This window comes from Serratia sp. SCBI (assembly GCF_000747565.1).
GTDB classification, from domain to species: Bacteria; Pseudomonadota; Gammaproteobacteria; order Enterobacterales; family Enterobacteriaceae; genus Serratia; species Serratia ureilytica.
Map to the genome: position 1 here is coordinate 133,934 of NZ_CP003424.1, position 21,193 is coordinate 155,126.

General features: G+C 62.7%; 14 protein-coding genes. 11 read left to right on the forward strand and 3 right to left on the reverse strand.

Going from position 1 to position 21,193, the window contains the following annotated elements:
- The first annotated feature begins 2 nt into the window (after positions 1-2).
- The 3 genes from dppC to dppF are packed head-to-tail and all read left to right on the forward strand — an operon-like array spanning position 3 to position 2,887.
- Positions 3-905 (forward strand): dipeptide ABC transporter permease DppC, encoded by a 903-nt coding sequence (gene dppC / locus SERRSCBI_RS00595; protein WP_033645059.1) that lies wholly within the window; start codon positions 3-5, stop codon positions 903-905.
- A gap of 15 nt (positions 906-920) precedes the next feature.
- Entirely contained in the window at positions 921-1,901 is a 981-nt protein-coding gene (gene dppD / locus SERRSCBI_RS00600; protein ID WP_033645058.1) for a dipeptide ABC transporter ATP-binding protein, read from the forward strand.
- Positions 1,898-2,887 carry a dipeptide ABC transporter ATP-binding subunit DppF gene (dppF, locus tag SERRSCBI_RS00605; RefSeq protein WP_015376237.1) on the forward strand — a complete coding sequence of 330 codons (990 nt, stop codon included), beginning with the start codon at positions 1,898-1,900 and terminating at the stop codon, positions 2,885-2,887. Before dppD ends, dppF begins: the two co-directional genes overlap by 4 nt.
- A 287-nt stretch (positions 2,888-3,174) precedes the next feature.
- On the opposite strand, the gene bcsG is transcribed toward dppF, so the two are convergent.
- From bcsG to bcsE, 3 genes are read right to left on the reverse strand one after another with little or no spacing between them, the layout of a single operon-like run.
- Entirely contained in the window at positions 3,175-4,830 is a 1,656-nt protein-coding gene (bcsG, locus tag SERRSCBI_RS00610; protein WP_042783432.1) for a cellulose biosynthesis protein BcsG, read from the reverse strand.
- Positions 4,827-5,033: a cellulose biosynthesis protein BcsF gene (gene bcsF, locus SERRSCBI_RS00615; protein WP_033645228.1), complete on the reverse strand. Its 207-nt coding sequence runs from the start codon at positions 5,031-5,033 to the stop codon at positions 4,827-4,829. The genes bcsG and bcsF overlap by 4 nt, the downstream gene beginning before the upstream one ends.
- Positions 5,020-6,588, reverse strand: coding sequence for a cellulose biosynthesis protein BcsE (bcsE, locus tag SERRSCBI_RS00620; protein ID WP_042783434.1), 1,569 nt, complete (start codon positions 6,586-6,588; stop codon positions 5,020-5,022). Before bcsE ends, bcsF begins: the two co-directional genes overlap by 14 nt.
- Positions 6,589-6,777: 189 nt before the next feature.
- Here bcsE and bcsR point away from each other — a divergent pair, with 189 nt between their 5' ends.
- The 8 genes from bcsR (at position 6,778) to SERRSCBI_RS00660 (ending at position 21,032) form a co-directional block, all read left to right on the forward strand.
- Entirely contained in the window at positions 6,778-6,969 is a 192-nt protein-coding gene (gene bcsR / locus SERRSCBI_RS00625) for a cellulose biosynthesis protein BcsR (protein WP_033645055.1), read from the forward strand.
- Positions 6,970-6,972: 3 nt separating this feature from the next.
- A complete protein-coding gene (gene bcsQ / locus SERRSCBI_RS00630) occupies positions 6,973-7,713 on the forward strand; it encodes a cellulose biosynthesis protein BcsQ (protein ID WP_042783435.1) in 741 nt (246 codons plus the stop codon).
- The gene (gene bcsA / locus SERRSCBI_RS00635; RefSeq protein ID WP_033645053.1) at positions 7,710-10,313 is read left to right on the forward strand and encodes a UDP-forming cellulose synthase catalytic subunit; all 2,604 of its coding nucleotides are present in this window, start codon (positions 7,710-7,712) and stop codon (positions 10,311-10,313) included. The genes bcsQ and bcsA overlap by 4 nt, the downstream gene beginning before the upstream one ends.
- Before the next feature lie 62 nt (positions 10,314-10,375).
- The gene (gene bcsB, locus SERRSCBI_RS00640; protein WP_042783436.1) at positions 10,376-12,664 is read left to right on the forward strand and encodes a cellulose biosynthesis cyclic di-GMP-binding regulatory protein BcsB; all 2,289 of its coding nucleotides are present in this window, start codon (positions 10,376-10,378) and stop codon (positions 12,662-12,664) included.
- A gap of 5 nt (positions 12,665-12,669) precedes the next feature.
- Positions 12,670-13,782: a cellulose synthase complex periplasmic endoglucanase BcsZ gene (bcsZ, locus tag SERRSCBI_RS00645; RefSeq protein WP_080273430.1), complete on the forward strand. Its 1,113-nt coding sequence runs from the start codon at positions 12,670-12,672 to the stop codon at positions 13,780-13,782.
- Positions 13,764-17,237 carry a cellulose synthase complex outer membrane protein BcsC gene (bcsC, locus tag SERRSCBI_RS00650; protein ID WP_042783437.1) on the forward strand — a complete coding sequence of 1,158 codons (3,474 nt, stop codon included), beginning with the start codon at positions 13,764-13,766 and terminating at the stop codon, positions 17,235-17,237. The genes bcsZ and bcsC overlap by 19 nt, the downstream gene beginning before the upstream one ends.
- A gap of 228 nt (positions 17,238-17,465) precedes the next feature.
- Positions 17,466-19,472 carry a biofilm formation regulator HmsP gene (gene hmsP / locus SERRSCBI_RS00655; protein ID WP_042783438.1) on the forward strand — a complete coding sequence of 669 codons (2,007 nt, stop codon included), beginning with the start codon at positions 17,466-17,468 and terminating at the stop codon, positions 19,470-19,472.
- 273 nt (positions 19,473-19,745) lie between these two features.
- Positions 19,746-21,032, forward strand: a complete 1,287-nt coding sequence (locus SERRSCBI_RS00660) for a dicarboxylate/amino acid:cation symporter (protein WP_033645049.1) — start codon at positions 19,746-19,748, stop codon at positions 21,030-21,032.
- Positions 21,033-21,193 lie beyond the last annotated feature (161 nt).

A 21,193-nucleotide genomic window follows, 5' to 3' on the forward strand; every position in this document is an offset into this window, starting at 1 on the left:
TCATGTCTCAAATCACTGAGTCTGCAGTTAAAGGTGCGCCGAAGCCGATGACCCCGTTTCAGGAGTTCTGGCACTATTTCAAGCGCAATAAAGGGGCCGTGGTCGGCCTGGTGTATATCGTTTTGATGCTGGTGATCGCGCTCGGCGCCGGGGTGCTGGCGCCGCATGCGCCGGCGGACCAGTTCCGCGACGCGCTGCTCAAGCCGCCGGTGTGGCAGGAGGGCGGCAGTTGGCAATACATCCTGGGCACCGACGACGTGGGCCGCGATGTGCTGTCGCGCCTGATGTACGGCGCGCGCCTGTCGCTGCTGGTCGGTTGTCTGGTGGTGGTGCTGTCGCTGGTCATGGGCGTGGTGTTCGGCCTGCTGGCCGGCTACTTCGGCGGCGCGGTGGACGCGGTGATCATGCGCGTCGTCGACATCATGCTGGCCCTGCCGAGCCTGCTGCTGGCGCTGGTGCTGGTGGCGGTATTCGGACCGTCGATCGTCAACGCCTCGCTGGCGCTCACCTTCGTCGCCTTGCCGCACTATGTGCGTCTGACGCGCGCGGCGGTGCTGGCGGAGGTGAACCGCGATTACGTCACCGCTTCGCGGGTGGCGGGCGCCGGCGCGCTGCGTCAGATGTTCGTCAATATTCTGCCTAACTGCCTGGCGCCCTTGATCGTTCAGGCTTCTCTCGGTTTCTCGAACGCCATTCTCGACATGGCCGCTCTCGGCTTTCTGGGCATGGGCGCGCAACCGCCGACGCCGGAGTGGGGCACCATGCTCTCCGACGTGTTGCAGTTCGCGCAAAGCGCCTGGTGGGTAGTGACCTTCCCCGGCCTGGCGATCCTGCTGACGGTGCTGGCATTCAACCTGATGGGGGACGGTTTGCGTGACGCTCTCGACCCCAAACTCAAGCAGTAACAGAGGACGAGAGAGATGGCGTTATTGAATGTAGACAAGCTTTCGGTGCACTTCGGTGACGAAGGCACCCCGTTCCGCGCGGTAGACCGCATCAGTTACAGCGTGGATCAAGGTCAGGTGGTCGGCATCGTCGGTGAATCCGGCTCCGGCAAATCCGTCAGTTCGCTGGCGATCATGGGCCTGATCGATTTTCCCGGCAAAGTGATGGCCGACAAGCTGGAGTTCAACGGCCAGGACTTGCGCAAGATCTCCGAAAAAGAGCGCCGCCAGCTGGTGGGCTCCGAAGTGGCGATGATCTTCCAGGATCCGATGACCAGCCTGAACCCGTGCTACACCGTCGGTTATCAGATTATGGAGGCGCTGAAGGTGCATCAGGGCGGCAACCGCCGCACCCGCCGCCAGCGCGCTATCGACCTGCTGACGCAGGTGGGGATTCCCGATCCGGCCTCGCGGCTGGACGTGTACCCGCATCAGCTTTCCGGCGGCATGAGTCAGCGCGTGATGATCGCCATGGCTATCGCCTGTCGGCCGAAGCTGCTGATCGCCGATGAGCCGACGACCGCGCTCGACGTGACCATCCAGGCGCAGATCATCGAACTGCTGCTGGATCTGCAGCAGCGCGAGAACATGGCGCTGTTGCTGATCACCCACGATTTGGCGCTGGTGGCGGAAGCGGCACATCACATCATCGTGATGTACGCCGGCCAGGTGGTGGAATCCGGCAAAGCGGCGGAGATTTTCCGCGCGCCGCGCCACCCGTACACCCAGGCGCTGCTGCGCGCGCTGCCGGAGTTCGCCGCCGACAAGGCGCGGCTGGCTTCGCTGCCGGGCGTGGTGCCGGGCAAATACGATCGCCCGACCGGCTGCCTGCTCAATCCGCGTTGTCCGTACGCCAACGAGCGCTGCCGTAACGAGGAGCCGGAACTGCGCAGCATTCCCGGCCGTCAGGTTAAATGTCACACACCGCTGGATGATGCGGGGAGGCCGACCGTATGAGCCAGAATCAACCTTTACTGCAGGCGATCGACCTGAAAAAGCATTACCCGGTGAAAAAGGGCCTGTTCGCGCCGGAGCGGCTGGTCAAGGCGCTGGACGGCGTGTCGTTCACTCTGGAGCGCGGTAAAACGCTGGCGGTAGTCGGTGAGTCGGGCTGCGGCAAATCCACGCTCGGCCGCCTGCTGACGATGATCGAAGTGCCGACCGGCGGCGAGCTGTACTACCAGGGACAGGATCTGCTGAAGCCGGACGTTTCCGCCGAGAAATTGCGGCGCCAGAAGATCCAAATCGTGTTCCAGAATCCTTACGGATCGCTCAACCCGCGCAAGAAGGTCGGGCAGATCCTCGAGGAGCCGCTGTTGATCAACACCTCGCTCAGCGCCGCCGAACGGCGGGAAAAAGCGCTGGAGATGATGGCGAAGGTCGGCCTGAAGACCGAGCATTACGATCGCTATCCGCACATGTTCTCCGGCGGCCAGCGTCAGCGTATCGCCATCGCCCGCGGGCTGATGCTGAATCCGGACGTGGTGATCGCCGATGAGCCGGTGTCGGCGTTGGACGTGTCGGTGCGCGCGCAGGTGCTGAACCTGATGATGGATCTGCAGCAGGAGCTGGGGCTGTCCTACGTGTTCATCTCGCACGATCTGTCGGTGGTGGAACACATCGCCGATGAAGTGATGGTGATGTACCTGGGCCGCTGCGTGGAAAAGGGCAGCAAAGAGGCGATCTTCAACAACCCGCGCCATCCGTACACCCAGGCGCTGCTCTCGGCGACGCCGCGGTTGAACCCGGATATGCGCCGCGAGCGCATCAAGCTGACCGGCGAACTGCCCAGCCCGATGAACCCGCCGCCGGGCTGCGCATTCAATGCCCGCTGCCGCCGCGCCTTCGGTACCTGCGTACAGCTGCAGCCGCAGCTGAAGCAGTACGGTGAGCAGATGGTGGCCTGTTTTGCGGTCGATCAGGACGAACATCCGGGGGCGTAAAGCGTCGGATTTCACCGCATAAACCCACGCCGGCTTAACGCCGGCGTTTTTTATTATTTAATCAATCAGTTAATCGAATCGCTTTTCGGGGCGTTATTGAATGCTTAACGAAAATCTGACGAATGCTTATTTTTATAGGAATTTTCGCAATGAATTAATAAGCGAATAAAAAATTTAACGGGAGGTGAGTAATAATATTTTTGCCAGACGGTTAACTTCGCCTTTTGTCGGACTTGCTCAATAAAAAAAGCACGCCGTCGGCGTGCTTTGGGTCGATAAGGCCGCGCTTATTGCGGATAAGGCACCCAATCGCCGCCGTTCAGGCGAATGTAAGGTTTCCCCTGATATTGCATCACGATGGCGTTGTCGTTTTCGGAGATGACCGGCGTCTGCGGCAGCCCTTGCGTCAGCGCCTGCCAGTCGACGCTGGACTCGCTGAAGACTTTGCCGTCCACCAGACGTGATACCAGCCCCGACAGCGCCAGATAGCTGCTCGGCGTTTTGATCTGCAGCGGGCTGCCCTGATGCGGCGCCTTCATGCCGATCAGTTTGATGCCGACCGGCGTATGGGTGATGTTCGGGCTGGGGATATCGCGCAGGCCGGACATTTGCATCTTGTCACCCACCAACGCCGCGCCGTGCTCCGGCACGATCACCACCACCACTTTGCGGCCGGATTTTTCCAGCTGATCGAGGAAAGTGTTCAGCTGATCGAACAGCTTCTGCGCGCGCGGCTGATAGTCGGCGCTCTTGTTAGAGCCGACGAAGCGGTTGCCGTCGTGCAGCGGAATGACGTTGAAGAAGGTGGCGGTGCGGGCGTCTCCGGCTTTTTGCTGCTGATCCAACCAGCGGGTCAGCAATTCCAGATCGTTATAAATCGGCTCACCGTCGAACGACGTCAGTTCGTTGCCGACGCCGGCCTGCGACATCAGCGGCGCCTGCATATCACCCTGTTCACGCAGCTCTTTCAGGAAGTTGCCGAACACCCCGGAGTGATCGAGCATCAGCTGTTCCTTGAAGCCGAGCTTCGCCAGGTTGTCGAACAGGTAACACTGCTGGTTCACCGGCTGGTACAGATCGTGATGCGAAAGCTGGCCGCAGCTGGCGCGCAGCAACCGTATGGCCGCCGGGCCGCTGTAGGCGGTGGCCGAGTTGAAGCTGTCGAACATGATATCCATCTTCGACCACAGCGGATGATTCTGCAGGTTGACCGCCTCCATATCGGCCCAGGCCAGCGAGCAGATGTTGATCACCAACAGATCGAACGGTTGGGCGTCGGCGGGCAAAGTGGCCGGGAACGCGGTGGCGCGGCCTTTTTCCCGCTCGTAGAACTGGTTCAGATAGGCCGTCAGGTTGGCGCTGGTCGGCGGCAGGCTGTCTGCCGGCGCATTATCTCCTGCCGTCGGCGCGGCCGTGGCCGGCGTGCCGGCGCCGCCGGCGGCAGCCGTGGAACTGGCGGGCAGCAGTGAGACCGCCGGCCCGGCGATGTTGACGATATTGAGCCACACCAGCGCGGCCACGGTGAACACCGTAACGCGCACCCACTGGGCGACGAACAGGTAAGCGATAAGCAACACGAAGGCGGCGCCGACCATCTGCCAGTTGATAAAGCGGCTGACCAGCTCCAGCAGGTACTGGGCGCTGAAGCCGGCCAGCTGAGAGCCCTGGCTGAGAATGCTGTTGATGCCCGGCAGCCAGGTATCGTGGTAGAACAACGCGATGCCGATCGGGATGGCGAGGTAATGGCGCCAGCGGTGCAGCCGCGGCGAGGGGATCGGCATCAGCAGATAGGCCATGAACACCAGGTTCGGCAGCGCGTGGAAATTCAGGTAGCCGAACCACAGCAGGGCGAATTTCGCCAGAAAGTAGAGGTTCCAGCCACCCAGCCCGCGCCAGTAGCGCCACAGAGCGTTATCGGATTGCGTATTTGAGTTTGGATTCATGGCTGCTTCTTATGACGTTTAATCTGGGAGGATGAGCCTGTGCGCACCCATAAACCGGCGGATTTCAAATAGCGCGGCGATAACAACAGGTTTTGCCAGTATTGACGCAAATGCGGAAAACGCCGGTGAAAGGCGTAGCCCAGCGGAATGAAGACCAGCGCGCACAGCAAGATCAGTTGCAGGATGTCGTTAAGGTTCAGCATGCTTTTCCTCCTGCGGGCCAAGCGGCAGCGTGAAAGCGATCGGCTGGCGGCGTTCTGCGGGCTCTGCGGCCGTCACCACGGGGGGCGGCGGCGCGACGCCCGCGGCGCCGGTGGCGGTAAGCTGCCAGCGCCCCTGAGCCATGCGTTTGATTTCCGAAATGATATCGACATCCTGGTGCCACACCACCCGGTTGCTGAAGGCTTCATCCACCGGCAGGCGGAAGATGAACTTCAGCGCGGTGTTCAGATCGTTGATGCGGCAGGTGGAGAGGAACAGCACCAGGCGCCCCTGCACCACGGTCATCACGTCGCCGAAACGCCGCAGGTGGCACAGGGTCATCGCCTGTTCGGCGCGCAGGCCGGTGGCCGGGCGCAACGCCACCATCACGCCTTTGCCGTCCTCGGGCAGCAAGGTGTTGGCCATCAGCGAAAGCACCGCCTGGCTAAACGGTTCCGGCCGCATGTAGCCTTTCAGCTGCAGCGGACGCAGCCCGGCCAGCAGTGCATCGATGTCGGCGGGCACGTGACGTGAGAAACGCTGCCCCTGAATGCCCTCAAGCATGGTCAGAAAACGTGACAGCGGCGCGACGTGCGGCACGATCAGGTTGGCGCCGCAGGCCAGCAGCAGCCGTTCGTCGCTGTAACGCAGGCTGGCGCTCATTTCGCGCACCGCGATTTTCATCCCGTTGCCGCGGCTGCGGCGCAGGGTGTGGATCTGGTGCGCCAGGTGATCGATTTGGTCGCTTTGGTACAGGGCGAAAATCAAGGTCGCCGAGAGTCTCAGCATGCCGTGCTGCGCCAGCTCGTCGTTGCTCTCCAGCAGTTGCCAGTTGGCGGACAGCGGCGGCGCGCCTTCCAGAATGCTGCGTTCGGCCAGATACAGGCCTTCGTCGCTGCGCAAGGCGGTGGGGGAGGGTTGGCTATTTTCATCCTCGCCCTGCCAGCCGCCCTCCGCGGCGTACAGCGTCAGCAGCTGATTGGCGTTGATGCCGTTCTCGGTGCTCCACCAGTTCACCAGGTATTGCGCGCTGTCCTGCTGCCATTGCAGGCTGGACAGGCCGTTCAGGATGCGGTGCTGTGTACTGAGCTGCCCTTTGAGCTTATTGATGCCGCCGCCGTGGCTGAGGATCAACAGCGTACACCCCTGCCGCCGCAGCCAGGCGGCGAGGGTGCGCGTCCATTCGCGCAGTTCTTCGGTGGTGAAGGTTTGCCACAGGCTGGCGTGGGCCAGCAGGATAAGTAAGCGATTTTGCGGTCGCAGGGCGCGCATCAGATCGTCGCTCAACTGCGCCAGCGCGGCTTTTTTCTCCGGTAGTTGATACAGCGGCAGCTTCTGCAAAGCGGGCGCAGCCAGCTCGGCCAGCAGGCGATCGGGTTTGTCTCCGCTGCAGATCAGGGCGACTTTGTGGGTGGCCGGTTGGGCGGCGATGGCCTGACGACACAGCAACGCGGCATCGCTTTGCCGATCGATATTCACCCAATAAAGGCCGGGGGCCTGCATCACCGACAGCTCTTCCCAAATCTGCCGAATGCCTAGAGAAAAAGAGTGCGCCATAGGATGTGTTCTACTTTCGTTGAAAGCCGACTAAAGGCGTTTATATTTAAAGATAGCCATTTTTACGCTGGCAATAACAAATCTCCGATGCTCTTCAATAATATTTGTTGAGAATCATCTTATTGCCTGTCTCTTTTTGTATCGTTGCTATAGTTAATTAACATAGCCTATTTTCGCCAAGGCGGAAGAATGAATAACGCACCCAGCCATTTTCGTGCAGCGGCGCCGGAGGAGAGCCAGGATGACCTGCAGGCGCTCAGCCAGGCTTTTTCATTACCAAAATTAAGCTATGTCGATATTTCGCGGCAGGAGCGGTTAACGCAAATGATGACGCGCTGGCCGCTGCTGGCCGAATTGGCGCAAAACGCGGGGAGCCACTGATCTATGCCGGCGATCGCGCTGCAAGGGTTGCGGGGTGGAATGGGGACGACGTCAGTCACGGCGGCGCTCGCCTGGGCGTTGCGCCAGCTTGGCGAGTCGGTGCTGGCGATAGACTTTACGCCGGACAATCTGCTGCGCCTGCATTTCAACACGCCGTTCGAACTGGCGCGCGGCTGGGCACGCGCGGAACAGGACGGCGGCGGTTGGCGGGAAGGCGCGCTGCGTTATTGCGAAAACCTCGACTTTTTACCGTTTGGCCGCCTGAATGCGGCGGAACGGCTGGAAGTGCAACATCGGTGTCAGGCGCATCCCGATCGCTGGCGCGATAATTTGCGCCAGCTGATGGCCGGCGATCCGCAGCGCTGGATCCTGCTGGACGTCCCGGTCGGGGACGGCGTTTTGGCGCAGCAGGCATTGCAACTGGCCGACAGCGTGTTCGTGCTGTTGAACCCCGACGCCAACTGCCAGGTGCGGCTCCATCAGCAGGCGCTGCCGCACGAAAGTCATTTCCTGATTAACCATTACTCTTCGGCCAGCCGGCTGCAGCAGGATTTGCATCAGCTGTGGCTGCAAACGCTGAGCGGCCTGTTGCCGGTGGTTATCCACCGCGATGAAGCGTTGGCGGAAGCGCTGGCGGCCAAACAGCCGCTGGGCGAGTACCGCCCCGAGAGCCTGGCGGCGGATGAAGTGCTGACGCTGGCCAACTGGTGCCTGATCAACCTCAAACGGGGCATTGCGCCATGAGTCGGGTGCTGAGCCTGCTGCTGGTGCCGCCGGTGCGCCAGGCGGTGCAGGCGCGCTACCGCGCCTATCGCCGCAGCGGGGCGTCGGCGCTGACCGCCTTTTTCACTACGCTGTTGGTGGCGCTGGGGTGGATGCTGCTGCGTTTGGAGTCACCGGCCTGGCGGCGCGTGCGCGCCGGCCGCGCTTACTGGTTCCCGCATCTGTCCGCCGAACGCCCCCGTCCGGCGGATGCGCTGCGCTATTTGCTGCAGGGGGCGTGGCTGCTGCTGTTCCGCAGCGGCCGCGCGCCGGTGCAGCGCGATTATTTCGCCGGTTGGCGGCGGCTGCAGCAGCGCTATGCCGACTGGCTGCAGGGCTTGCCGCAGCGGCTGAAAAACGCCGGCGTGGAACAGCGCTCGGTAGAGCGACTCGGCCGCATGAACCGCGGATTACGGCGCGCGCTGTTCATTCTGGTCGGCGTGCTGGCGGCGATCCTCGCCATGCTGTGCATCTCGCAACCCTTCGATCTGTCGGCGCAGTTCGTGTTCGTTCTGCTGCTGTGGGGGATCGCGATGGTGGTGCGCCGGGTGCCGGGGCGCTTGCCTGCGTTGATGCTGATCGTGCTGTCGTTGACCGTCTCCTGCCGTTACCTGTGGTGGCGCTATACCGCCACGCTGAACTGGGACGATCCGCTCAGCCTGGTATGCGGCCTGCTGTTGCTGGTGGCGGAAACCTACGCCTGGGTGGTGTTGGTGCTGGGCTATTTCCAGACTATCTGGCCGCTTAACCGCCAGCCGGTGCCGTTGCCCGAAGACAGCGCCACCTGGCCGACCATCGATCTGATGGTGCCGACCTACAACGAAGACCTCGGGGTGGTGAAGCCCACCATCTATGCGGCGCTGGGGATCGACTGGCCGAAAGAAAAAGTGAACATCTATATCCTTGATGACGGTAATCGCCCCGAGTTCCGGGCGTTCGCCGCCGAGGTGGGAGTGAAGTACATCGCCAGGCCGACTCACGAACACGCCAAGGCCGGCAACATCAACAACGCGCTGAAGCAGGCCACCGGCGAGTTCGTGGCGATTTTCGACTGCGACCATGTCCCGACGCGCTCCTTCCTGCAGCTGACCATGGGGTGGTTCTTCAAAGACAAAAAGCTGGCGATGCTGCAGACCCCGCACCACTTCTTCTCGCCGGATCCCTTCGAGCGCAACCTTGGCCGCTTCCGTCAGACGCCCAACGAGGGCACTTTGTTCTACGGGCTGGTGCAGGACGGCAACGACATGTGGGACGCCACCTTCTTCTGCGGCTCTTGCGCCATCCTGCGCCGCAGCGCGCTGGACGAAATCGGCGGCATCGCGGTGGAAACCGTCACCGAAGACGCCCATACCTCGCTGCGTTTGCACCGGCGCGGGCATACCTCGGCCTATATCCGCATTCCGCAGGCCGCCGGGCTGGCGACCGAAAGCCTGTCGGCGCACATCGGCCAGCGCATTCGCTGGGCGCGTGGCATGGTGCAGATCTTCCGGCTCGACAACCCGTTGCTGGGCAAGGGGCTGAAACTGGCGCAGCGCCTGTGCTACGCCAACGCCATGCTGCACTTCCTGTCGGGCATCCCGCGGCTGATCTTCCTCACCGCGCCGCTGGCGTTTTTGCTGTTGCATGCCTACATCATCTTCGCGCCGGCGCTGGCGATCGCGCTTTACGTGCTGCCGCACATGATCCACGCCAGCCTGACCAACTCGCGCATCCAGGGGAAATACCGCCATTCGTTCTGGAGCGAAATCTATGAAACGGTGTTGGCCTGGTATATCGCGCGGCCGACGACGGTGGCGCTGTTCAATCCGCACAAGGGCAAATTTAACGTGACCGCCAAGGGCGGGCTGGTGGAGGAGGAGCACGTCGACTGGGTGATCACCCGGCCTTACATGTTCCTGGTGGTTCTTAACCTCGCCGGGCTGGCGTTCGGCGCCTGGCGGCTGGCCTATGGCCCGACGGACGAGGTGATGACGGTGATCATCAGCCTGGTGTGGGTGCTGTACAACATGACCATTCTCGGCGGCGCGGTGGCGGTGGCGGTGGAAGCCAAACAGGTGCGTCAGGCGCACCGCGTGGAGATCGCCATGCCGGCGGCGATCGCGCGTGCCGACGGCCATCTCTACCCCTGCACGCTGCGCGATTACTCCGATGGCGGCGTGGGCATCGAGATGCGGGTGGCGGACACGTTGAAAGAGGGCGACAAGGCCTCGCTGCTGCTCAAACGCGGCCAGCAGGAGTACAGCTTCCCCTGCGTGGTGACGCGCGCCTTCGGCAACAAGGTGGGGGTGCGTCTGGTCAGTCTTTCCACCCGCGAACACATCGATTTTATTCAGTGCACCTTCGCCCGCGCCGATACCTGGGCGCTGTGGCAGGACGGGTTCCCTGAAGACCGGCCGATCGAAAGCCTGCGCGACGTGCTGGCGCTGGGCTTCCGCGGCTATGTGCGCATGGCGGACTACGCGCCGCCGCTGGTGCGCGGTCTGCTGGTCGGGGTCACGTCGCTGACCGCGTGGGTAGTGTCGTTTATTCCGCGCGGCGTCGGCAGGGATCCGACCTTGGGTCAACAAGAAACCGTGGGTTAGCTGCGAGTTCAACCGCCCGCTCACTCGCCCGGTGAACAGGCTCCAACATTGATGATGATACGATGACGAGAAAAATAACCTGGTTAACAGCTCTGGCCTTAGGCATCAGCACCCTGTCGCAGGCCGAAACCGCCACCGCGCCGACCGTGGCGGCCCAGCCGCCGATCGCCGCGACGGCCGATACGGCGACCGCGCCGCAGGATCCGAATGCGCCGGTGCGCGACGTGTCGCTGCCGTTCGCGCAGATAGCGCCGCCGCCGGGCACCTTTGTTCTGCGCGGCACCCGGCCGGACGGGCAGATCGAATTCGGCGTGCGCAGCGATGAGGTGGTCTCGCAGGCGATGCTCGACCTGGAATTTACGCCGTCGCCGGCGCTGATCCCGGTCGAGTCGCACGTCAAGGTCTACCTCAACGACGAGCTGATGGGCGTGACCACGATCGCCAAGGAGCAGTTGGGCAAGCCCAATCGCATCCAGATGGCGATCGATCCGCGCTATATCACCGATTTTAACCGCGTCCGGCTGGTGTTCGTCGGCCATTATCAGAACATCTGCGAAAACCCGGCCAGCACCTCGCTGTGGCTCGACGTCAGCAAATCCAGCGCGCTGAAGCTGCGCTTCCAGACGCTGCCGGTGAAAAACGAGCTGTCGCACTTCCCTGAGCCGTTCTTCGACAGCCGCGACAATCGGCCGCTGACGCTGCCGATGGTGTTCGCCGGCCAGCCGGATCTGGCCCAGCAGCGCGCGGCGGGCATTCTGGCCTCGTGGTTCGGCAGCAAGGCGCAGTGGCGCGGGCAATCCTTCCCGACGCTGTATAACGCGCTGCCGACGCAGCACGCGGTGGTGTTCGCCACCAATAAGCAGCGCCCGGATTTCCTGCGCGATTACCCGGCGGTCAACGGCCCGACGGTGGAGATGATCAGCCACCCCGACAATCCCTACGTCAAACTGCTGCTGATTCAGGGGCGTGACGACAACGATTTGATCACCGCGGTGAAGGGCATCGCGCAGGGCGACATTCTGTTCCGCGGCCAGAACGTGACGGTGGACAAGGTGGAACAGCTGGCGCCGCGCCAGCCTTACGACGCGCCGAACTGGGTGCGCACCGATCGGCCGATGACCTTCGCCGAACTGCAGCAATACGCCGAACAGCTGCAAACCAGCGGTATCGAGCCCGGCCCGATTTCATTGACCATGAACCTGCCGCCGGATCTGTTCCTGATCCGCAGCACCGGCATCGACATGCACCTCAAGTACCGTTATACCGCACCGCGCATTCAGGACGGTTCGCGGCTGAGCGTCAGCCTGAACAACCAGTTCGTGCAGGCCTACTCGCTGGTGCCGGAACACGAACAGGGGGCGCAGCTGCTGCGCCTGCCGTTGACGCAGGGGCTGCTCGATTCCGACAAGAACGTCAGCATTCCGGCGCTGCGGCTCGGGGCCACCAACCAGTTGCGCTTTGACTTTGACTACACCACGCTGCTGGCCAGCGGCGCGGAAGGGCGCTGCGAAACCTACTCCTTCACGCCAAACCACGCGGTGATCGACGGCGCGTCCACCATCGATTTCTCCGGCTACCGCCACTTTATGGCGATGCCGGACCTGCGCGCTTTCGCCAACGCCGGTTTCCCGTTCAGCCGCCTGGCGGATCTGTCGCAAACGCTGGTGTTGGTGAACCAGAAACCGCAGCCGGCGCAGGTCAGCGCGCTGCTGAACGCGCTCGGCGTGATCGGCGCGCAAACCGGTTATCCGGCGCTGGCCTTCACGCTGAGCGACGACTGGTCGCAGGCCAAGGATCGCGACGACGACATCCTGATGGTCGGCACCATTCCGCCGGAGCTGCGCGACGACAAGAAAATCAGCCTGCTGGTGGACGCGACCCAAAGCTGGGTGAAACAGCCGACGCGCCAACCGCCGCTGCCCAGCTCGGAAGTGCTGGCGGAGGACGCCAAGCCGGACAGCAAGACCACCGTCAGTTCCGAGGGGGCGATGTCGGCGATCATTGGCGTGCAGTCGCCGTTCAACGACCAGCGCAGCATCGTGGCGCTGTTGGCGGACAGCCCGCGCGGCTATGAGCTGCTGAACAATGCCCTGCTGGACAGCGGCAAGCGCGCCGCGGTGTTCGGCTCGGTGGCGGTGATCCGCGAATCGGGGGTCAACAGCCTGCGCGTCGGCGATGTTTACTATGTCGGTCACCTGCCTTGGTGGGAGCGGCTTTGGTATGCCCTCTCCACCCATCCGGTCCTGCTGGCGGTGCTCGCGGTGGTGCTGGTAGTGATCCTGGGGTTGATGCTGTGGCGCGGCCTGAAGGCCTTCAGCCGGCGGCGTCTGGCGCCTGAAGATCGGGATTGACGGCGGTGAACGCGATGCTGCAACGCCTGTCGCTCGGCATGCTGCTGCTGTGCGCTTTCAGCGCGGCGGCGGCCTGCGAATGGCCGGGCTGGCAACAGTACAAGCAGTTCTACATCAGCCCGCAGGGGCGGGTGATCGATCCGAGCAGCCCGAACAAAATCACCACGTCGGAGGGGCAGAGTTACGGCCTGTTCTTCGCCCTGGTGGCCAATGACCGGCCGACCTTCGACCAGCTGTTGACCTGGACGGAGAACAACCTGGCGGCGGGCGATCTCAGCGCCCGTTTACCCGCCTGGCTGTGGGGCGAGGGCGACGACAAGCAGTGGAAGGTGCTGGACGCCAACTCGGCGTCGGACGCCGATCTGTGGATTGCTTATAACTTGCTCGAAGCCGGCCGCCTGTGGAAAAGCCGGCGTTATCAAACCCTGGGGACGCTGCTGTTGCAGCGCATCGGCCGCGAGGAAGTGGCCGACATCCCCGGCCTGGGGCTGATGCTGCTGCCGGGCAAAGTCGGGTTCGTGGCGGAAGATCGCTGGCGGCTGAACCCCAGCTACCTGCCGCCGCAGCTGTTGACGCGTTTTGCGGCGCTGAACGGCCCGTGGCGCGCGATGCGCGAGATCAATCAGCGGCTGTGGTTGGAGACCGCGCCGCACGGCTTCTCGCCGGACTGGGTGGTATGGCGGGTCGGTGCCGGCTGGCAGCCGGACACCGTCAAGCCGAACGTCGGCAGCTACGACGCCATTCGGGTCTATCTGTGGGCCGGCATGCTGGCGGACGACGATGAACACAAGGCGGCGCTGCTCAAACGCTTCCAGCCGATGGCGCAGCTCACCGCCAGCCAGGGCGTGCCGCCGGAGAAAACCGATACCGCCAGCGGCAAAACCACCGGCGACGGCCCGGTCGGCTTTTCCGCCGCGATGTTGCCGATGTTGGCGGCGCAGGCCGACGCGCTGGCGGCCCAGCGGCAACGGATCGGCGAACACCCGCCGGGTGACGACGCCTATTTCAGCGCCTCGCTGACGCTGTTCGGCCAGGGGTGGGATCAACAACGTTATCGCTTTAATCGTCAGGGTGAATTGCAACCCTCGTGGGACGGCCAATGCACAACTTCAAAATAAACTGGCTGAATTTGATTCCGCTGAGTCTGGCGATGCTGCCGCAGGCGCGCGCTGCGGAGGCCGTGGCGCCGGAGCAGTGGCTGCTGGAGCAGGTGCGCATTGGCGAGGCCGGCAACAAGGACGATCTGGTGCGTCAATCGCTGTACCGGCTCGAACTGATGGATCCGAACAACCCGGACGTGATCGCCGCGCGCATGCGTTTGGCGCTGCGGCAGGGCAACATGGCGCTGGCGCAGCAGCAGTTGGACAAGCTGAAAACGCTCGCGCCGCAGTCCAGCGCTTATCGCCAGGCGCAAATGAACATGCTGCTGACCCAGCCGGAAACCCGGCAAAAGCTGCAGCAGGCGCGCCTGATGGCGACCGCCGGCCGGTTGCCGGAGGCCAAGGCGCAGTACGATGCGTTGTTCCACGGCGAGCCGCCGACGCTCGATCTGGCGGTGGAATACTGGCGGTTGGTGGCGCGCTTGCCGGGACAGGAGGCGAAGGCGTTAAAGCAGCTGCAGGCGCTGGATCAGCAATATTCCGGCAACGCGGCGCTGCGCATGTCGCTGGCGCGCATGCTGTTCAGCCAGAATCAGGACGCGCAGGCCTATGAACTGCTGCAGAAGATCGCCGCCGATCCGGCCGGGCGCGGCGATGCCGCCGATCTGTGGCTGGACAAGGTCAAAGCGATGCCGGTCAGCGCGCAGAGCGTAGCGGCGCTCAACCGTTTCCTCGGCGTGTTCGACACCGGCGATCAGGCGACCAGCGCCCGTGAAGAGCTGGCCAGACAGCAGAAACTGTTGGCCGATCCGGCTTATCAGGCGCGGGTGCGCGGCCTGGCGCAGGTGGATAAAGGCGGCAGCCGGGCGGCCATTCCTGAGTTGCAAAAGGCGTTGGCGGCGACGCCGAACGACGCCGAGGTACTGGGCGCGCTCGGCCAGGCCTATTCACGCGCCGGTGACCGCCCGCAGGCGCTGAAGCTCTTTCGCCAGGCGCTGGCGGCCGACAAGAATGGCTACGGCAGCGGCAAATGGCAGAGCCTGATCAAAAGCACCAGCTACTGGCTGGCGATCGACGAGGGCGACAAAGCGCTCAAGGCCGGCAATCTCGCGCTGGCACGGCAGAAATATCAGCAGGCGCGCCAGCTCGACGACAGCAACGGCGACGCGTTTCTCGGCCTGGGCGATGTGGCGGTGGCGAGCAAGGATGACGCCGCGGCGGAAGGGTTTTATCAGCAGGCGCTGCGGCGCGATCCCGGCAACGGCAGCGCGCTGCGGGGCCTGGTGAATATCTATCAGCGCCAGTCGCCGGAAAAAGCGCTGGCCTACCTTGACGGCCTGCCGCGCAGCCAGCAGGCCAAGCTGCGCAGCACTCTCGATGGGCTGCGGCTCGACAGGCTGAAACAGCAGGCGGAGACGCTGGCGCAGCAGCAACAGTGGCAGCAGGCGGCGGAAATCTATCGGCGCGCCCAGCCGATGGCGCCCGACGATGTCTGGCTGACCTATCGCTATGCCCAGGCGCTGCGTCAGGCCGGGCAGCCGCAACAGGCGGACGCCTTATTCCGGCAGCTGACGCAGCGCCAGCACGCCAATCCGCAGCTGACCTACGCCTATGCGCTCTATCTTTCCGGCAGCGATCGCGACAGGCAGGCGCTGGCGCAGCTCAATACGCTGCCGGCGGCGCAGTGGAACGACAATATGCGCGAACTGGCGCAGCGGCTGAAAATGCAGGCGACGATCGCACATGCCGAAGGGCTGCGGGCGGCCGGTGACGAACCGGCGGCGGAAGCCTATCTGCGCCGGCAGCCGGCGGACACGCGCATCGATTTGCTGCTCGCCGACTGGGCGCTGGCGCGCGGGGAGTATGCGGCGGCGCTGGACGACTATCAGCGGGTGAAACGTCGTGAACCGAACAATCCGGATGCGCAACTGGGCGAGATCGAAGCCTATGTGGCGCAGGGGGATCTGGACGCGGCGCGCCAGCGGCTGAAAACCGAACCGCAGCCGCAAGACGCTTCGCTCAACAGCCAACGGCGGGTCGCCAATGCCTGGGGCGCGGTCGGCGATGCGCAGCAGGCCGACGCGCTCTTCGGCCGGCTGAAAACGGCGGCGGCTTCAGAACCCGTCGGGCAGACCAAAGCGCTGATCTACCGCGACGCCGCCCGCCTGGAGCGGGCTCAGCAACAGCCGGAGCGGGCGCAGCAGGATTACCGCCAGGCGATGGTGGCCGGCGGCATCACGCCGACGCTGCCGCAGGACAATGACCGCTACACCTATTTGACGCGCAATAATCCGGGCGACGACTGGCTGAAACGCGGCATCCGCTCCGATGCCGCGGATCTGTATCGGCAGCAAGACGTGAACGTCACGCTCGATCACGATTACTGGCGCTCGAGCGGCACCGGCGGCATTTCCGACTTCAACGCGCACGACACCATGCTGCAGGTGGATATGCCGCTGTATGACGGGCGCGCCTTCTTGCGCACCGACACCGTGCAGCTGGATGCCGGCCGCTTCTCGACCGACGGCAGCGGCAAATACTACGAAACCTTCGGCACCTGCCACACGCAAGGGTGCCGCGGCGATGAACACCAGAAAACCACCGGCACCAGCGTGGCGGCCGGTTGGAAAAACGATCGCTGGGCCGCCGATATCGGCACGACGCCGATGGGCTTCGAGGTGGTCGACTGGAGCGGCGGCCTGGCCTACAGCGGCGACTGGAACCACATCGGCTGGACGCTGGCGGCCTCGCGGCGGCCGATCTCCAGCTCGTTGCTGGCGTTTGGCGGCGCCAAGGATCCGAATACCGGCACTACCTGGGGCGGCGTGCGCGCCACCGGCGTCAGCCTGAGCACCAGCTACGATCGCGGCGAGGCGAACGGCGTGTGGGCCGATCTCAGCGCGCACCAGATCACCGGCAAGAACGTGGCGGACAACCAGCGGCAGCGGTTGATGGCCGGCTATTACTACAAGGTGATCAACGAAGACAATCGCCGCCTGAGCGTTGGGCTCAATACCATGCTGTGGCACTACCAGAAAGACTTGAGCGGCTACTCGCTGGGACAGGGCGGCTATTACAGCCCGCAGCAATATCTGTCGCTGTCGCTGCCGGTCAACTATCGTCAGCGCACCGAGAACTGGTCGTGGGAGCTGGGCGGTTCGGTTTCGCTGTCGCATTCGAAAACCGACAGCCAGCGCCGTTATCCGCTGCAAGGCCTGATCCCGGATTCACTGCCCGATAAGTTCGCCGTCGAGGACGGCAGCGCCTCGAGCGGCGTCGGTTATACCCTGCGGGCGATCGTCGAACGCCGTCTCAGTTCGCACTGGACGCTCGGCGCGGGCATCGATATTCAGCAGGCGAAGAACTATACGCCGAGCCACGCGTTGATTTATCTGCGTTATTCCCTGGCCGGCTGGCAGGGGGACCTCGATTTACCGCCGCAGCCGCTGACGCCTTATGCCGACTTCAAGTAACCGGGAGGAGAGAGATTCGGAGTGTCGGACACCGGGGAGTTTTGTTACCCTGTGTCCGGGTCGTGTTTGTTCGCTCTAGGAAAAGACTGAAACCCGCGATTTTCTTGGTTATGCCTGCGGCATAGCCAGATAAAAACAGCCGATGATCGAGTATACTCAGCCCGGTTCGAGGGGGCGGGTGAGAGTCAGCCCCCTTTTTGTTTCAGCCCGATTTTACGGAGAGCAGGTTTGCGGGTCAGGCGTTCGTTAACGATTAAGCAGATGGCGACAGTGTCCGGCGTGGCGCTGGTCACGATCTGTATCTTTATCGTGATTCAGTTGTTCCATTTTGTGCAGCAGCGCAGGGATGACTACGCCCAGCAACTGGAGAATATCGCTCACTCCGTACGCCAGCCGCTGGCGGAAGCGGTGCTGCGCATGGACGTGCCGGAAGCCAAAAAGGTGCTGAATACGCTGTTGCCGGTCGGCATTCTGAGCCGGGCGGATATCGTCTTGCCGAACGAGTTTCAGGCGCTGCACGCCAATTTCCCGCCAGAGCGGCCGGTGCCGACGCTGATCGCCCGGCTGTTTGAGCTGCCTATCCAAATTTCCGTGCCGCTCTATTCGCTGGAACGGGTGCCGGCCAACCAGCAGCCGCTGGCCTACCTGGTGCTGCAGGCCGATTCGTTCCGCATGTATCAGTTTATCCTCAGCATATTGTCGACCATGCTGTCGACCTACCTGCTGCTGGCGCTGATCCTGTCGGTGTCCATCACCTGGTGCATGAACCGGCTGATGGTGCATCCGCTGCGCGCGATGGCCAAAGAGCTGGAAAACATCTCGCAGGACGAAGCGCCTTATCACCAGCTGATGCTGCCGGCGCTGCACCAGGACGACGAGCTCGGCCTGCTGGTGCGCAACTACAACCGCAATCAACAGACGCTGGCCAAGGCGCATGCCGACATGAGCCGCCTGAGCACCCGCCACCCGGTGACCGAACTGCCGAACCCGGCCTTGCTGAACGCGTTGCTGGAACAGCATATCGCCTCCAGCCTGCGCCCCGAGCGTTTTAACCTGCTGGTGATCGGCATCGAGACGCTGCATGAAGCGTCGGGCGTGATGAGCCCGGCGATGCGCGAGGCATTGCTGTTGGCGCTGGCGAAGAAGCTGCGCGGCTGCATCGACGAAAACGGCGTGCTGGCACAGCTGAGCAATACCGAATTCGCCATCCTGGCCAAGGGCATCGAGCGGCCGTTCCACGCCATGCAGCTGGCGCGACGCATCATGGCGGAGATCAACGCGCCGTTGACGCTGGAAGGCCTGGCGCTGCGGCCCAACGCCAGCATCGGCATCGCCCACTACCTCAATCAGGGGGAGAGCGCGGAACAGCTGCTGCGCAGCGCTACCTCGGCGATGATGTCCGCGCATCGCGAAGGGAAAAATCAGATCCTGTTCTTCGAACCCAGCCTGACGGAGCGCACGCAGAAGCGATTGACGCAGGAGAGCGAGATCCTGCACGGCATTGAGCAGCGGCATTTCACGCTGTTCCTGCAGCCACAGATCGACATGCAGTCCAACGAGGTGATTGGCGCAGAAGCGTTGCTGCGCTGGCAGCAGTACGACGGCAGCTATACCCTGCCGGCCGACGTCATTCCGCTCGCGGAAGAGCTGGGCGTGATTGTGCCGCTCGGCAACTGGGTGCTGGAAGAGTCCTGCCGTATCCTGGCGGACTGGCAGCAGCGCGGCATTGCGCTGCCGCTGGCGGTCAACGTTTCCGGCATTCAGATGCAGGACGAGGCGTTTGTTCCGCATCTGAAAAATCTGCTGGCGCAGTATCGGATCGATCCGCGCAAGCTGCTGCTGGAGATCACCGAGACGGTACGCATCGACGATCTCGACCGCGCGCTGGCGCTGCTGCGCGAGCTGCACGATCTGGGGCTGTCGATCGCGCTGGACGACTTCGGCATGGGCTACTCCAGCCTGGAGTACCTGAACCGGTTGAAATCCCTGCCGATCGATTTGATTAAAATCGACCGCAGTTTCATTCAGGGGCTGCCGGCCGACGATGCGATGGTGCGCATCGTCAGTTCAATCTCTGAAGTGCTGGCGTTGCCGGTGATGGCCGAAGGCGTGGAAAACGCCGAGCAGCGCGACTGGCTGCTGAAGCACGGCATTCGCAGCGGGCAAGGGTTCCTGTTCGCTCGGCCGCTGCCGCGTGAAGCGTTCGAAACCGAGTTTTGCCGCGCGGCGCCGTGAGCGCCGCGTTACCTTTCCGGTACTTTTCCCCGTCCGAAAATCGCTATTCCCCTCATACCTCTTTTGCGTTAGTGCAAACAAAGGCTTACGCAATTTTCAGCTTTGCACCCGGACTGACGCGTTTCAGCTCTTAAATTCACATCAACCCTGAGGGGTGGGTGCAACAAATTATTTCCATGTTGTTAAGTGGGTGTTATTTTCCGCGCAAGCAATGAACAGGCTGGATTTTTAGACTGCCGCCTGGTGCGTGTCTTCCCCCCATAGGATGTTCATATGAAAACAACAATTTTTAAGAGCCTCTATTTTCAGGTGCTGACGGCGATCACGCTGGGTATCCTGCTTGGCCACTTCTACCCTGACCTCGGCGCCCAGATGAAACCCTTGGGCGATGGCTTCGTCAAACTGATCAAGATGATTATCGCCCCGGTGATTTTCTGCACCGTGGTGACCGGCATCGCCGGCATGGAAAGCATGAAGGCGGTGGGGCGCACCGGCGCCATCGCGCTGCTGTATTTTGAAATCGTCAGCACCCTCGCGCTGATTATCGGCCTGGTGATCGTCAACCTGGTGCAACCGGGCGCCGGCATGAACGTCGATCCCGGTACGCTGGACGCCAAAGCGGTGGCGATCTACGCCGAGCAAGCGCAGCAGCAGGGCATCATTCCGTTCCTGCTGGACATCATCCCCGGCAGCGTGATCGGCGCGTTCGCCAGCGGCAACATTCTTCAGGTGCTGCTGTTCGCGGTGCTGTTCGGCTTCGCCCTGCATCGTCTGGGCGACAAAGGGCAGCTGATCTACAACGTGATCGACAGCTTCTCGCGGGTGATTTTCGGCATCATCAACATGATCATGCGCCTGGCGCCGCTGGGGGCCTTCGGCGCCATGGCGTTTACCATCGGTAAATACGGCGTCGGCACGCTGGTGCAACTCGGCCAGCTGATCGTGTGTTTCTATATCACCTGCATTCTGTTCGTGGTGGTGGTGTTGGGCAGCATCGCCCGCGCCAACGGCTTCAGCATCTTCAAATTCGTCAACTACATCAAAGAAGAGCTGCTGATCGTGCTGGGGACCTCGTCGTCTGAATCCGCGCTGCCGCGCATGCTGGATAAAATGGAGAAGTTGGGCTGCAAGAAATCGGTGGTGGGTCTGGTGATCCCGACCGGATACTCCTTCAACCTGGACGGCACCTCTATCTACCTGACCATGGCCGCGGTGTTTATTGCGCAGGCGACCAACACCCACATGGATATCATGCATCAGATTACCCTGCTGGTGGTGTTGCTGCTCTCCTCCAAAGGGGCGGCGGGCGTGACCGGCAGCGGCTTTATCGTGTTGGCCGCCACCATCTCCGCCGTGGGCCACCTGCCGCTGGCCGGCCTGGCGCTGATCCTCGGCATCGACCGCTTTATGTCGGAAGCTCGCGCGCTGACCAACCTGGTGGGCAATGGCGTGGCGACCGTGGTCGTAGCCAAATGGTGTAATCAGCTGGATGAGAAGCAGCTGAAAGACACCCTGAACAACAAAAATACCGGCGCGGACAAAACGCTGCCTTCCGCCTGATTTCGGCGGTAAATCACCGGTCGCATCCGCGGCCGGTGAGCTTCTTCCCCTGCCTCGTAACGATTTTTTGCATTAAAAACCCCGCAATCTATTATTTTTCACTCTAATGAGTGACATCCGCAAAGGCGCGCGGTCTAACACGATGGTACACTTTCTGCTTT